General features: G+C 41.6%; 12 protein-coding genes. 2 read left to right on the top strand and 10 right to left on the bottom strand.

Annotated features, from left to right (window positions below):
• From AC37HE_RS13990 to porU, 9 genes are all read right to left on the bottom strand, one after another.
• On the bottom strand, positions 1–771 hold a 771-nt coding region (locus AC37HE_RS13990), incomplete at its 3' end, for a TPM domain-containing protein (protein ID WP_500783470.1).
• Positions 772–776: 5 nt separating this feature from the next.
• On the bottom strand, positions 777–1,217 hold the full coding sequence (locus AC37HE_RS13995) for a TPM domain-containing protein (protein WP_500783471.1): 441 nt from the start codon (positions 1,215–1,217) through the stop codon (positions 777–779).
• Between the two features lie 11 nt (positions 1,218–1,228).
• On the bottom strand, positions 1,229–1,822 hold the full coding sequence (locus AC37HE_RS14000; protein WP_500783472.1) for a LemA family protein: 594 nt from the start codon (positions 1,820–1,822) through the stop codon (positions 1,229–1,231).
• Between the two features lie 270 nt (positions 1,823–2,092).
• Entirely contained in the window at positions 2,093–4,261 is a 2,169-nt protein-coding gene (locus AC37HE_RS14005; RefSeq protein ID WP_500783473.1) for an ATP-binding protein, read from the bottom strand.
• Positions 4,262–4,322: 61 nt separating this feature from the next.
• On the bottom strand, positions 4,323–4,655 hold the full coding sequence (locus AC37HE_RS14010; protein WP_500783474.1) for a thioredoxin family protein: 333 nt from the start codon (positions 4,653–4,655) through the stop codon (positions 4,323–4,325).
• Entirely contained in the window at positions 4,655–5,014 is a 360-nt protein-coding gene (locus AC37HE_RS14015) for a CoA-binding protein (protein ID WP_500783475.1), read from the bottom strand. The genes AC37HE_RS14010 and AC37HE_RS14015 overlap by 1 nt, the downstream gene beginning before the upstream one ends.
• Before the next feature lie 7 nt (positions 5,015–5,021).
• The gene (ispF, locus tag AC37HE_RS14020) at positions 5,022–5,498 is read right to left on the bottom strand and encodes a 2-C-methyl-D-erythritol 2,4-cyclodiphosphate synthase (protein WP_500783476.1); all 477 of its coding nucleotides are present in this window, start codon (positions 5,496–5,498) and stop codon (positions 5,022–5,024) included.
• A gap of 3 nt (positions 5,499–5,501) precedes the next feature.
• On the bottom strand, positions 5,502–6,683 hold the full coding sequence (porV, locus tag AC37HE_RS14025) for a type IX secretion system outer membrane channel protein PorV (protein ID WP_500783477.1): 1,182 nt from the start codon (positions 6,681–6,683) through the stop codon (positions 5,502–5,504).
• Between the two features lie 92 nt (positions 6,684–6,775).
• Positions 6,776–10,174: a type IX secretion system sortase PorU gene (porU, locus tag AC37HE_RS14030; protein WP_500783478.1), complete on the bottom strand. Its 3,399-nt coding sequence runs from the start codon at positions 10,172–10,174 to the stop codon at positions 6,776–6,778.
• A 222-nt stretch (positions 10,175–10,396) separates the two neighbouring features.
• Between porU and AC37HE_RS14035 the strand changes: the two genes are divergently transcribed.
• Positions 10,397–11,851 (top strand): SUMF1/EgtB/PvdO family nonheme iron enzyme, encoded by a 1,455-nt coding sequence (locus AC37HE_RS14035; protein ID WP_500783479.1) that lies wholly within the window; start codon positions 10,397–10,399, stop codon positions 11,849–11,851.
• 70 nt (positions 11,852–11,921) lie between these two features.
• Positions 11,922–13,214, top strand: coding sequence for a UDP-N-acetylmuramoyl-tripeptide--D-alanyl-D-alanine ligase (locus AC37HE_RS14040; RefSeq protein ID WP_500783480.1), 1,293 nt, complete (start codon positions 11,922–11,924; stop codon positions 13,212–13,214).
• A gap of 41 nt (positions 13,215–13,255) precedes the next feature.
• Here AC37HE_RS14040 and trxA read toward each other — a convergent pair whose 3' ends face one another.
• Positions 13,256–13,621 carry a thioredoxin gene (trxA, locus tag AC37HE_RS14045; RefSeq protein WP_500783481.1) on the bottom strand — a complete coding sequence of 122 codons (366 nt, stop codon included), beginning with the start codon at positions 13,619–13,621 and terminating at the stop codon, positions 13,256–13,258.
• Positions 13,622–13,750 lie beyond the last annotated feature (129 nt).

The raw sequence follows: 13,750 nt of genomic DNA on the forward strand, positions 1-13,750 counted from the left end.
AAAGCCACCGCCGCCGAAACCGCCAAAGCCGCCTCCGCCACCAAAGCTTCCGCCACCGCCTGAGAAGTTCCCCCAGGAGCCACCACGACTACCCGAGTTCATCATTCCTCCCATCAGCAACCAGAAAGGCAAGCTGCTTCCAGCCCGACTACCACCGGTATAATAACGCCGGCGTCCGCGGAAAATGGAAATGATAAAGTATGCAAAGAAGATCAGTACGATAATACCTACGCCGGAACCGGCATTTTTGCCGCTTGCTTTTTTATGATACTCAGCCGCCGTATATTCCTTGGATGCCAAAGCCATAATTACATTCACGCCATTCTGTAATCCGCCGTATATGTCATTCCGCTTAAAGCGAGGGATCATCTCATTGTTCACAATGTCGCGGTTTGCAATGGCATCGGGAATTACGCCTTCCAGTCCGTAGCCAACAGCCACAAAAACCTGACCGCGCGAATCGCTTGTTTTTGGTTTAAACAGCACAACAACGCCATTGTCTTTTCCTTTTTGACCAACGCCCCACTTCTCGCCCAGGCGAAATGCATAATCTCCGGCATCGTAACCATTCAATGTTGGAACAGTTACCACCAAAATTTGAGTTGAAGTACGACGGTCAAAGTCGTCAAGTTGTGCCTCCAATTGGTTTTCCTGTGCAGGAGTCAATACCTGGGCAAAATCATTCACCAAACGATCTGTTCGATCGGGAATATCCTGCGCAAAAGAAGTTAAACCAATAAAAAGGGTTAATATTAAAAGTAGTTGTCTCATGTTTTTTATTTTTCCCCGAACGATATCTCATCCGAAAGTTCGTTCACATCGTCATCCTGGTAAGGGAACTGGGTTTTAAGTTGTTCCCCCGCCATTATAATTCCTTCGGAAAGACCGTCGGCAAAACGACCCTCCTTAAAGCGTGTCAGCATGTGCTCTTTAATCGTTGTCCAAAAGTCGTCCGGAACTTTGGCATTAATCCCGGCATCACCTAAAATCGCGAATTTCCGATCGGTTACTGCCAGGTAAAATAACACTCCGTTTCGAGCGGCTGTTTTGTGCATCTTCAGTTGCTCAAACCAGTAAGCCGCACTATCCAGCACATCGCCCTTACAGCGTCCTTCAACATGCACACGCACTTCTCCGGAAGTATTGAGTTCTGCTGCTTTTATCGCATCAGTTATCTGTTTCTTTTCTGCTTCGCTAAAAAAATCTGCTACTGCCATTATATGTCCATTTAATCGAAGTTTACTTCAGGTGCTTTTTCGGCTCCTTTCTCGGCTTCGAAATAGGCTTTCTTCTCGAAACCGAACAGGTTTGCATAAATATTCTTCGGGAACTTCCGAATATAAGTATTGAACGACCGGGCGGACTCGTTAAACTTCCGGCGCTCAACGGTAATTCTGTTTTCTGTTCCTTCAAGCTGAGCCTGCAAATCCAGGAAGTTTTGATTGGCTTTCAAGTCGGGGTAGCGTTCAACAACGACCATCAACCGACTTAAGGCAGATGATAAACCATCTTGCGCCTGTTGAAACTGTTGCAACTTTTCGGGGCTCAAATTATCAGCATTCAGATTTACTGATGTTGCTTTTGAACGTGCCTCAATTACCCCTTCCAATGTTTCCTTTTCGTGCGAAGCATAGCCCTTAACCGTATTCACCAGGTTTGGAATCAAATCGGCCCGCCGTTGATAGACGTTTTCAACTTGCGCCCAACTTGCATTTACTCCTTCATCCATACTAACCATTGTATTGTACGTGCCTTTTACCGATGAGTAAATGACCAACACAACAACCGCAATTACGGCCAGAATGATCCATGTCTTTTTCATATTTCTTCTAATTTTCGAATTGATTTCTGTTACTAAAAACGTAAATATGGCAAATTTGATCTTGTTCTCCTCAAACTATTCGGGGAATACTCCTTTTCCCCCTGCCAATACACCGATGCAAAAGGTAAACCAATTTCGACAATTCTGCCAATTAATGAAGAATCGTGAGGACTAAAGGCCTTAACCCTGCAAATTCATTTTGATTGAATAAACCGGCAGAGCTGGTTATGCCATTTTGTCTGCAAGCGGGTATATCCTGCGGAAGGAGTTTTAAACCGGTTCGGTATATTTACGCAAGGTGAACGTAAAAGTACTTCCTTCACCTTTTTTCGACTCTACATGAATTGTTCCGCCGTTAATTTCGACAAACTCCTTACACAACAGCAAGCCCAGGCCCGAACCTTTTTCGTGGTTGGTACCGTAAGTGGACAAGTGCTTAACGGGGTCGAAAACCAGGAGCAAATTTTCATCGGTAATACCCACACCATTATCGCTCACTGCAATAGACAGCATGTCCCCCGCCTCACGTCCAATAATTCGGATCTCTCCATCCTCGGCAGTGAATTTAATGGCATTGGAAAGCAGATTGCGGAAAATCAGATTAACCATGTTGTGATCGGCCAGAGCCTTCATTTCACCTTCCAGATCAGTAACAATGTGGATCGATTTTGCTTCGGAAAGCCGGTTGTTCAGTTGGATATTATTCTTGATAACTCGCTGAAGGTCGATCTTCTCCGGCTTGTAGCTAATGGCATCTTTCTGATTTTTTGCCCATGATAGCAGGTTATCGAGCAAGAAATACGTACTCTCAGCTTCCTCACGCAATTCTTTAATAATTTGTTGCCTTAACTCTTCGGTAAACATCTCAGGGAAGTCAGCCAACTGACCGACAACATCCTTAAAGGCTCCAATTGGATTCCGTAAATCGTGGCCAATAATCGACATAAACTTATCCTTGGTCTCACTGACTTTCATCAGTTCTTCATGCTGGGTTCGAATTTGCAGGTTCTTTTCAGTCAGTAATTCATTGGTCTTTTTCCGCGACTTTACGTAGCCCAGCATCACCAAAAACACAATAAAAAGCGAAAGGGTGATCAATAAAAGAATAATAGTACTGGAATGTTGTCTTTTAATTTTCAGATCCTTTATCTGGTTATCCTTCTGAAGCAACTCTATTTCGCTTTGCTTTTTGGAGATCTCCATCCCATTTCGCATATCAGCAAAGTTCTCAGCCAATTCCTGACTGTAAAGGGTATCTGCTATTTCAGCGTAATTGGTGAGATCGTCATAAGCTAATTTATAACGCTGCAGGTGTTGATAAATTTCAGATCGTACTTTATAAGCTTTTTGCTCCAAATCGATAATTCCCGACGATTTCGAAATTTCGATGCATCGGTTTACTTGCTGAATACCTTCATCCAGTCGCCCCTTCTTCAAACTTAACTGAGCAAGAATAAGATTGGACGTTGCAATACCTTCCTGCATTTTCACATCCTGAAACACATCGAGAGCTTGGTGGACATACTTAGACGAATTTTCGATCTGGTTCATTTCCATATAAGCCTCTGCCAAGCCAATCCATCCATAAGCCTTGTAATAAACACCTAGCTTTGAACTATCGGAGATATCAACTACCTGGTTATAATATTTTATTGCTTTCTCAAACTCTTTCTTATCCTTATAGATCTCTCCAATGTTGTTTAAAACCCCCACCTGACCTACAAAATCATGCATCCCGCTATATACATCCAAGGTTTGCCGATAGTAATCCAAAGCTCTGTCATAATCTTTCCAGTAGTGGTAGTTAACAGCAATGTTATTCAAAATCCGGGCTAAAGTTCGCTTATCACTAGTTCCTTCATAGTATTTTAAAGCTTCAAAAAGGTAACCTAAACCATTGGTTCGATCTCCCTGAGTCGTAAGTGCAGCGCCCAAATTCAATTGAATCAATGCCTTATCTTCATCCAGTCCTTCTTCCTCAGCCATGCTCAGCGCTTGACGAAATAAAGTCAGTGATTCCGGATATTCTCCCAGGTTCATGTGATAAGCCGCCAAAGAGTTCAGCGCACTTATAATAAGCTCCTTATCATCAATTTCCTTCGCTAATGCCAAAGCCTTATCGCTATATTCTTTCCCTTTTTCAAATTCTCCGGAAAAAATATAACCTCCGCCCAACCTTAAATAGGCCGAACTTTCCTGCTCCCTATTTCCACTTTCCAGTGCCAGTGGAAGTGCTAAGTTGGCATAATAAATGACTTGCTTGGGATCTACAAAATTGTATTCCTTGGATAAGTCCAGATAAACTTGACACAGTTTTTCCCCATTCAACCCTGGAATAAGGTTTGTAAGACTGTCTATTTTTGTCGTTTGACCACTACTGTTAAGCGCGAAGAGGATAAAAACGACGATAAAAACCAAGTGATTTTTAATTCTCTCCAAGTTAGTTGGGCATTAGTTAATGCTAAAAATAGACTTTATTTCTCGCGTATTCAAATTGTAGTCATGAAAACATGAGTTGATAGGGACGAGAAATATCATCGGCAAATTTTTCGATACTGATGCTTCTGCTTTGTCTAAGGAACTCATGCCCTTGAAAGAAAACCAGTACTGTTGGTGCTGTAAATACCCGATATTGACCAGCAATCTCCGGTTGTTCGTTTATTGAAACATAGACCAACCGAATTTTAGGAAATCGCTCCCGAATCAGACTTTCGAATTTTGGTTTCAACACATGACAAACCTGACATTCATCTGTTGAAAGGTAAACAACCACAGCATCTTCGTTTTGCAGAAGCTGTGTAAATTCATCGAGGCTGTTCGTAAATGTTTCCATCAATATTGCCCTGTACTAAGTAAAACAAGCGTACATGCCAATTCGGGTTTTATTGAACTTTCTTCGAGACGGGATATAAATTCATCATTCTCGGTTCCCGGATTAAAGATGACTCGGCTGGGGCTCAATTTCAAAACATACTCGATATATTCAGGCTGGATTTTAGGCCCGATGTATAAGCTAACTGTGTCGATATTCTGAAAATTCTTCTGTTGTGTTTCAAACTCGACATCTTCAACCTTACCCGGCCGGGGAGCAATGGCAATCACTTCATGTCCATGTTTTCGAAGTGCCTTAATTGCTTTATTTGAATAACGTTCCGGGTTCTCACTGGCCCCGATCACCAAAGTCTTTTTCATATTCGCTTTATTTTTGAATCAACACAACTGCATAAGTAGAAATACCTTCTTCCCTTCCTTCGAAGCCTAGTTTTTCAGTAGTCGTTGCTTTAACCGAAACGGCATCCTCATCAATCTGAAGAACTTCAGCAATCTTTTTTTCCATTTGCGGAATAAAATCTTTCAGCTTTGGCCGTTGTGCGGCAATTGTTGCATCAATATTACCAATTTCGTAGCCTTTTTCAGCAATTAAGGCCTGACATTTTTGAAGTAGTATTTTGCTATCTACATTTTTAAAATCAGAAGAAGTATCCGGGAAATGATAACCGATATCGCGTAACTTAGCAGCTCCAAGCATGGCATCGCATATTGCATGCAGCAGTACATCGCCATCCGAGTGAGCAATAGTTCCTTTACTGTGTGGAACCTCAATTCCGCCAAGCCACAAGCTCTCTCCTTCAGCAAGGCTATGCACATCATAGCCCATCCCAACACGTATAATCATGAATTACCGTCTCTTTAAATTATCGAAATCAAAGGCAAGTGAGAAACGTAAAGTATTCTCCAGCGGATTATTAGCACGAACAGGTAACAGGTACGAAAAGTCGAGTGTAAAGACATTCAGTTTTATTCCCGCACCAGCGGTAAAATATTTGCGGTTACCTTTATTCTCGTTCTCATGAAAATAACCGGCACGTATGGCAAATTGCTTTTGGTACCAATATTCAACCCCCAATGAAATGTTGATCTCCTGCAATTCTTCCTTAAAGCCACCAGGCGCATCGGAAAAAGAACTGAAGATACCACCAATTACCGATTTATCGTTACTAAAGCCGGAATTGACAATAATAGTTCCATTGGCATCAGTATAACTGTCGGTTGAAGGTGTGGGCACCAAAAGTTTATTAAAGTCAACGGTAAAGCCAAATGAATTGTAGCTGTCCATTTCCATTTCATAACCAGCCCCCAACCGCAAATTAGTCGGGATGAAGTCTTTTGTTTCGCCTTCGGTATACGAAATTTTACTACCTATATTCGATATATCTACACCGGCAGAGAAAGCTGACTTTCCACCTCTTCGACTTATTTCATTTCGATAATAGAAAGCAATATCGGCCGCAAAGGAATTTCCGGCATGCGTTGCAACGCCACCAACTTCCTGTCCTCCGGTTAAATCAGAGCGGATGTATCTTAAGGCTACTGACCCCGAGAACTTTTCGGACAACATACGGGTATAAGCTACGTCGAACGCAAATTCATTTGGATTTTGCTGTCCTTGAACTTCTCCGTATTCATTCCTAAAGGTTATACTTCCCAAGGAGAAATAGCGTAATGAAGCACTCACCACTTGTTGATCGTCAATGCGTTTATGGGCTGCCAGGTAAGCCAGATTGATATCGCTAACCAACTTACGCAGCCACGGTGAATAGGACATAGCCACCCCTACATCACTTGTAATGAAGGCATATTTTGCAGGGTTCCAATGTTGTGAGTTCATATCGGGTGAAGTAGCAACACCGGCATCCCCCATTGCACCAGCTCTTGAATCGGGGGCAATCGTTAAAAACGGCACAGCGGTAGAAACAACATTTGCTCCGGATGTTGAACTTTGAGCAAATAATTGATGCGGTGCGAATAAACACAACATGGCAACAATGGCTAAACCAAGTTGTCCTCTCATCTTTTTCATATTATTGATCATGTGGCAATAGTAATAATTTTGATCTATTCTTACTCAAACAAACAACGTAAAAGCAATCAAAAAAGTATCTTATCCATTAATTATCTCCTCAAAATAATAAGCTTCCCGCTCTTCGAACTTGTTCCCCCCTCCTGATTACTTACAATTACCCGATAAATACAGGTTCCGCTCCGCACCAAAACCTGTCGATCGGAAAGCTGCCAGCTTATAACCGGAGTTTCTACTCCATCTGACACCAACGACTCCTTTAGAACATCCAGCAAACTACCTTTCGAATCGAAAAATTCGATCCGTACATTCAGCAACTCATCCGGCTGATTATGGATAATTCTAAAATTTGTATTGTCAGTCATTGGATTGGGATAACAGATCACATCCTGAATTTGTAAATCTTCGCCAACAACAAATGAGATAGTCACTTCAGTCGAATTATTAAAAACATCCCAAGCTTTAATTGTCAGCGTATGCTCACCAACCGAAAGCCCATTTAATGGATAAACAACCGAGCCGGACGTAAAATCGTCCAGATTTGCTAAATAATAATCATTCAACACGATCACGTTTGAATAATCTCCGTCCAATACGGCCGTAATATCATGTCCGATACCTGTTCCAAGGGTATTAATTCCACTCGCGTCAAACAGATCCAGGTATAAAATAGAATTTGTTCCCACCTGATCTCCTGATTCGAAAGAAGGGGTATTCAAATACACACCTATTTCAGGTCCATCCGTATCGTCAATTGATGTTTCATCGTAGCCACCAATAGCCAAATCAGACAAAGCTCCGTGTGCATCTTGTGTGTCACTATAGGCATAATAAATGATTTTACCCGTCCCTGCGGAATAGGAAACATCTTTAGGCACAATAAACGAAAACGAAAACTTTCCGTTTTCCACGGATGCCAGTCCTTTATATATCGGATTTGTACGGGCGATATATTCAAAAGGAACTTCCCCGTTATTTCCCAAAGTCTCTGCGGTTCGCGGTTTATCATATACAACAGGTACAACCTGACCGTTAAAATCACTTAGCAGGTTACCCGCATCATCAGTCACTTCACCTTCAATATTAACTTGGGTTAAAGCACCAATCGGCTCCGAAATCTGATCAGGACTAAGACCATTTATAGCGGTTGTCTCCACCACATATTCAGGAATAGCCAATCGAACTGCCGGATCTCCAAGCAACATAAAATTGCGCTTATTCAGGCCGGAAGAGATTGCATTTTTAGTTCTCCGAACAACCTCCCCCATCGTTAGGTAACGACCATCCGCGTCCCGCTGAAAAAACTGTTGATAAAGCTGACTGTTCAACACATAATTAGGACTTGAATACACGATTCGGGTGGTGCTAAACAAAGCAATCGCTCCCCCGTTAGCATTAAAAAGAATATGCTCTCCTCCCGATTGCTCATCCGCATCGAAGCGGCTAAATTCGCAGGTTGCAGTAATAAAAACAGGCAATTTGGTATTATTCGTCCAGGCATCAATTTCATCCGTCGTAAGTACCTTTTCTTCGGCAAGAGCCGTCGCATTGGCGTGCCCGGTATAATTTAAAATAAGCGTTCCTTTCTTTACCCGATTATTAATGGCCTCGGTTACTCCGGGATATTTCTCTCCACTAGGACTTGTTTGTTGTTCAAAAGCATCAAAGTAAATTTTGTCAATCGCAAAAGCCGGCTGATCGGCCACTAATCCTTCTGCCAAATTCTCCGCCTGATACATGTGTATGTTCGAATCTTCATCGTCACCTATAAAACAAACCATATTACGCCAATCTCCAAGTGCCTCAGGCTCCGAATAGTTTTCAATCTTCTTTACAACGGCATTCGCCTCCTCTTGATTCTGTGCCGGAATCCGACCGATTGCCAGATCCATTGTTCCATCTGCTTCGCCCTCTCCGTTTTCTAAAAGCACAAAAAAATCATCCGTCACGAAAGATGCCGTGGGTAATAATGAGTTTTCTGACTGATAGGTCGGAATGAAATTATATCCGTTCCCATTAATATCCTTATTATCGTAACTCCCGTCACCAAAAAGCAGAACGTATTTTAGATCACCACCTGAGGATTTTGATTTTTCGTAACAATAGCGAATAAAATTTCGGATGCCAGCCACATCTGGAATACCGGAAGAAAATTCATTGTAAATTTGATTGACATCTACAACAGATACTCCAAGCTGGTCATTTTCTTCGTGATAGGTCGCTAATTCATCGGCCTGCTGTTCAAAATCGGGATGGGTAATAATCAGCAGATCCGGCATATTCATTTGCAGCAGATCCTGATTCGTGATGTCCGCTATTTTGTCCGGTTCCGAAATTTCCCCGGCAGGATCAAACGCAACAAATTCATGCAACTCACTACTTCCCGCAACAAAGGTTCCAGTGCCGCCAGAGACCATCACTTCCATCTTCTGCGGATTTTGATAATCAGTCACATCCCAAACCTGTACATTGTCGGGCACACCTCCAATTTCATACTGACTAACACGCCCACTTCCTACCGATTCCGGATTCCTAAATAGCAACTCAGAATCGACAAACGAAAGCTGTCGCTTGTAATTTAATTCGATATAATCCAGCCACCCCACAGCAGAACTGTTTGACGAATTATAAGTTAACTGAAGGACTGGATTCGTCAGACTATTATCAACGTCGAAACGCCCTTCACCAGAACGTGCATATTCTGTTAATTTACTCCCCGTATCAACCCCTGCAAAACTGATTGATCCAATGGTCGTTCCATTCCATGCAATTGAAAACGCAGAACTCGCCGACGCACGTCCCGCTGCTTTAACAAAAATATTAACAGGACTCCCGGATACAAGGTTTGATGTTGAAAAACTATAAGCCGTGGATTTACCCGACTGGTAGCTATCTCCATACCAAGTACGGCCCGACTGAATCAAATTAACCAAATCGTCTTCAGAAAGCTGGTAGTCAGCAAAGGTTGACACCACATCGGTAACTGTATTGGATTCACCTGATGCAGGTTCAATTAAATTGGCACCCCCTTGATCGGATAAATAATAAAAGCAATTATTGGCATACTCATTCGATTCATGTGTAAAGACATGGACACCTTCGTCAAAAGTCCATCGAATTGTCCCTGTGGAATAAAAGAATAAGCAGTCGTCCTTATCCCCATCCACACCATGCCAGATCGCATTTTGATTCAAGTCTGTCGGAAAAGTTGTCGAATTAACTTTAGATAACTCATAACCCCCATTGCCATAGACGCCCACCTCTGCCGGATTGCTAAATCCCCAAGACTCCAGCGTTCTATATTTGATTTTATAAATACCAATCGCTGATGTACTAATCTTCACCCACTTCCCCTGAGCTAATACAGATGTCGCCTCAACATTGTTATTATTGAGCCCCTTACCAACTTCACCAAAGGCATTTGATGACTGAATCCCGAAAAGATTCACACTAAAGAGCAATAATAATAGTAAGTGTTGCGTTTTCCCCATGCAGTGATTTTATGTATCCGGTGCTATAACGATAGTTGAACAAGGTTTATTTCAACAAAAAATAATTCTTCGTCAAACTTAGTTTTTTTAAGCATTAAACCGAATAAAATACAATAATCACGAGGCTTGCAGCGTTAGAAAAAAGTTCAAAAATCGGATCAAAGTGGTTAGAACTATTTAATTATATTTGCCGAGACAAAACCAAACTGTAAATTCAAAAAGATGAAATTTAAAACCATATTTTTCGTGGGTTTAACTGTGCTTCTGGCTAGTTGTAGTGTCTTTAAAAAAGATAACGGTGGTTTTAGTAGTAAAAATGCATCAAATACAACCGGGTGGGAATACAATGATCCGGAAAACGGAGGATTTCAGACAGATGCTGATTATGCTCAATTTGCCGGACCAGGTTTAAAATTCATACAAGGTGGTACATTCACGATGGGACGGGTAGAACAGGATGTTATGTACGACTGGAACAACTCACCACGCAGGGTAACTGTTGCTTCATTTTATATGGATGAATGTGAAGTTTCTAACTTGAATTATCGGGAATACCTATACTGGATTAAACGGGTTTATCCGGATAGCCGCGATCGTTACATGCAGGCTTTACCCGACACCTTGGTTTGGCGAGAGCCACTTGCTTACAACGAACCATACCTGGACAACTATCTGCGCCACCCAGCCTATAGCAAATATCCGGTAGTTGGGGTAAACTGGGAACAAGCCAACGCTTACTGCAAATGGCGTACGGACCGTGTAAACGAACAACTTTTAGTAAACAAAGGAGTTCTAGCTCACGATAATACACAACAAGGTGAAAATGTATTCACAACCGAAACTTATCTGGCAGGCCTTTACGAAGGTAAACAAGGAGATAAACCGGTAGAAGATGCCAGTGGTAATCCACGTAAAATCCGCTGGGAAGATGGTATCTTAATGCCGGACTACCGTCTGCCGACCGAGGCGGAATGGGAATACGCCGCATATGGTTTGATTGGAAATACAGATGGTGAATTATTGACCGAGCGTAAATTATATCCCTGGAATGGTAGCTACCTGCGTGATGACAGCCGTAGAGATCGTGGTCGCCTGAATGCCAACTTTGTTCGTGGCCGTGGTGACATGATGGGTATGGCTGGTTATCTAAACGATAATGCAGATATCACCGCACCGGTTGACTCGTACAAACCAAATGATTTCGGATTGTATTGTATGGCTGGTAACGTAAACGAATGGGTTGCCGATATTTATCGTCCATTATCTCAAGAGGATGTTGCAGAATTCCAACCATTTCGTGGTACCGTTTACACCAAATACCGTCAGGATGCCGATGGAAATTTAATCCGGGATGAATTTGGGGAACTAGTGGTTGATACAGTGGCCGACTACCGCAACTATGAAGACGGTGACTATCAATCACAAATTATCGAAGGTCAGGATTGGAATACAGTAAAAGATAATCTGAAAACTGATGATATGTATGTTCAGTCAGAAGGTAATGGATTCTCATCTTTAATCTCGGATAAAATTCGAGTTTACAAAGGTGGTTCATGGAAGGATCGCCCCTACTGGATGATTCCGGGAACACGTCGTTTTAAAGACCAACGGGAATCAGCAAACGATCTGGGATTCCGTTGTGCTATGACTCGAGTCGGAAGTCCTGAAGGATTTTAATTAGAAACATTCTTGATAAAACAGATAAAAACCTCATTTTTGTAATGAGGTTTTATTTTTTTATACCCCTATGAAAACAGCAGAACTCTACGAAATATTCAAACAACACCCAACAGTCTCTACCGATAGCCGCAACATACTTGAAAACAGTATCTTTTTTGCCTTAAAAGGAGAAAACTTTGATGGCAACCAATTTGCCGCCGACTCCTTGCAAAAAGGAGCATCTTACGCTGTTGTAGATAAGCCGGAATATGCCAACAAGCCGAAAATAATCCTGGTTGATGATGTCTTAACGAGTTTGCAGAAACTCGCAAATTTGCACCGAAAAACACTAGGGTTGCCTGTCCTCGCGATTACCGGAACAAACGGAAAAACAACAAGTAAAGAGTTGATTGCCTCGGTCTTGAAAAATCGTTTTAGTATCACTTTTACGCAAGGCAATTTAAACAACCACATTGGTGTGCCTCTAACCTTGCTTAGAATGACTCCGGAAACACAAATTGCGGTTATTGAAATGGGGGCAAACCACCCCGGGGAAATTGCGGCCTTATGCAAAATTGCTGAGCCTGATTTTGGACTAGTAACAAATATGGGGAAAGCCCATCTGGAAGGTTTCGGATCTTTTGAAGGTGTGATTAAAACAAAAACAGAGCTCTATGATTTCCTGAGAGAAACAAAAGGCAAATGTTTTATAAATGCCGATAATGATTTACTACTCAAACAAGCTGAAGGTTTAGAAATGCTCAGCTACGGTAAAACGGAAACAGCACAGCTTCGCGGTGAACCTGAGGATTCATCCTATTTTCTAACAGCTAAAATTCTGTTCCCCAAAGGATGGCTATACTTTCGGTCCAAGCTGGTTGGTGCATACAATTTCGAAAATATCATGGCTGCGGCTCGTATCGGATATTATTTCGCAATTGATCCGTTACTCATTCAAAAGTCGGTCGAGAAATACGAACCAACCAATAATCGGTCGCAACTTATTCAACGGGATACCAACCGAATTATTCTGGATGCATACAATGCAAATCCTACAAGCATGTTAGCCTCTCTGCAAAATTTCAGCAAACTATCGTCTCCTAAGAAAAGTGTCATTTTGGGTGACATGCTCGAACTGGGAGACTATTCGAAAGAGGAGCACCAAAAAATTGCTGATTTTCTGATCACTCAAGAGTACGAGAATATTTTTCTTGTTGGTCCTTGCTTTAACCTGGTTGATGCAGGTACAAAAGCAAAGAAGTTCGAATCAATCGAACTTCTTGCAAACTACCTATTTCAACAAAAACAAATGAAAAATAATCTGATCCTGATCAAAGGCTCCAGAGGCATAAGCCTGGAAAAAATTCTGGATAATTTTTAACCAGCAATCAGATATCTAACTATTTAATTTTCAAATTACAGTTACGCTGGTTTTTCAACCTTTAATACTTCCGAAATAGCTTGTTCAAAAGTTGTTTTCGGAAGGGCTCCCATAGCCATTTGTGGCTGTCCGTCAACCGGAACAAACAACAAAGACGGAATACTCTGAATACCAAACATGCCAGCAAGTTCTTGCTGATCTTCCGTATTCACTTTATAGATGTGCAGATTGTCTCCATACTCAGATTGTAACTCCTCTAAAATTGGAGCAACCATTTTGCATGGGCCACACCAGTCTGCATAAAAATCAATCAAACATGGTTTATTGCCTTCATACTTCCATTCTTTATTGAGTTCGAAGTTGAATACTTTCTCTTTAAAAGTCTCTTTAGTTAAATGTTCTAACATAGTTAATTGTTTTTTCTGATACAAATATATAAATTTTTAGATATTTCAATACCAATAAACATGCCATTAAATTTAAAACTTTATTTCGGGTCTGTCCTAGGGAAATAATTGTAATTTTGTCACAGTTTT

This window comes from Mangrovibacterium sp., from assembly GCF_059905295.1.

What these genes read in the sequence shown, in the direction of transcription:
- AC37HE_RS14035 (WP_500783479.1), top strand. Translation starts at nt 10,397, where the DNA reads ATGAAATTTAAAACCATATTTTTCGTGGGTTTAACTGTGCTTCTGGCT.
- AC37HE_RS14015 (WP_500783475.1), bottom strand. Translation starts at nt 5,014, where the DNA reads ATGAAAAAGACTTTGGTGATCGGGGCCAGTGAGAACCCGGAACGTTAT.
- porU (WP_500783478.1), bottom strand. Translation starts at nt 10,174, where the DNA reads ATGGGGAAAACGCAACACTTACTATTATTATTGCTCTTTAGTGTGAAT.
- porV (WP_500783477.1), bottom strand. Translation starts at nt 6,683, where the DNA reads ATGAAAAAGATGAGAGGACAACTTGGTTTAGCCATTGTTGCCATGTTG.
- ispF (WP_500783476.1), bottom strand. Translation starts at nt 5,498, where the DNA reads ATGATTATACGTGTTGGGATGGGCTATGATGTGCATAGCCTTGCTGAA.
- AC37HE_RS13995 (WP_500783471.1), bottom strand. Translation starts at nt 1,217, where the DNA reads ATGGCAGTAGCAGATTTTTTTAGCGAAGCAGAAAAGAAACAGATAACT.
- trxA (WP_500783481.1), bottom strand. Translation starts at nt 13,621, where the DNA reads ATGTTAGAACATTTAACTAAAGAGACTTTTAAAGAGAAAGTATTCAAC.
- AC37HE_RS14040 (WP_500783480.1), top strand. Translation starts at nt 11,922, where the DNA reads ATGAAAACAGCAGAACTCTACGAAATATTCAAACAACACCCAACAGTC.
- AC37HE_RS14000 (WP_500783472.1), bottom strand. Translation starts at nt 1,822, where the DNA reads ATGAAAAAGACATGGATCATTCTGGCCGTAATTGCGGTTGTTGTGTTG.
- AC37HE_RS14010 (WP_500783474.1), bottom strand. Translation starts at nt 4,655, where the DNA reads ATGGAAACATTTACGAACAGCCTCGATGAATTTACACAGCTTCTGCAA.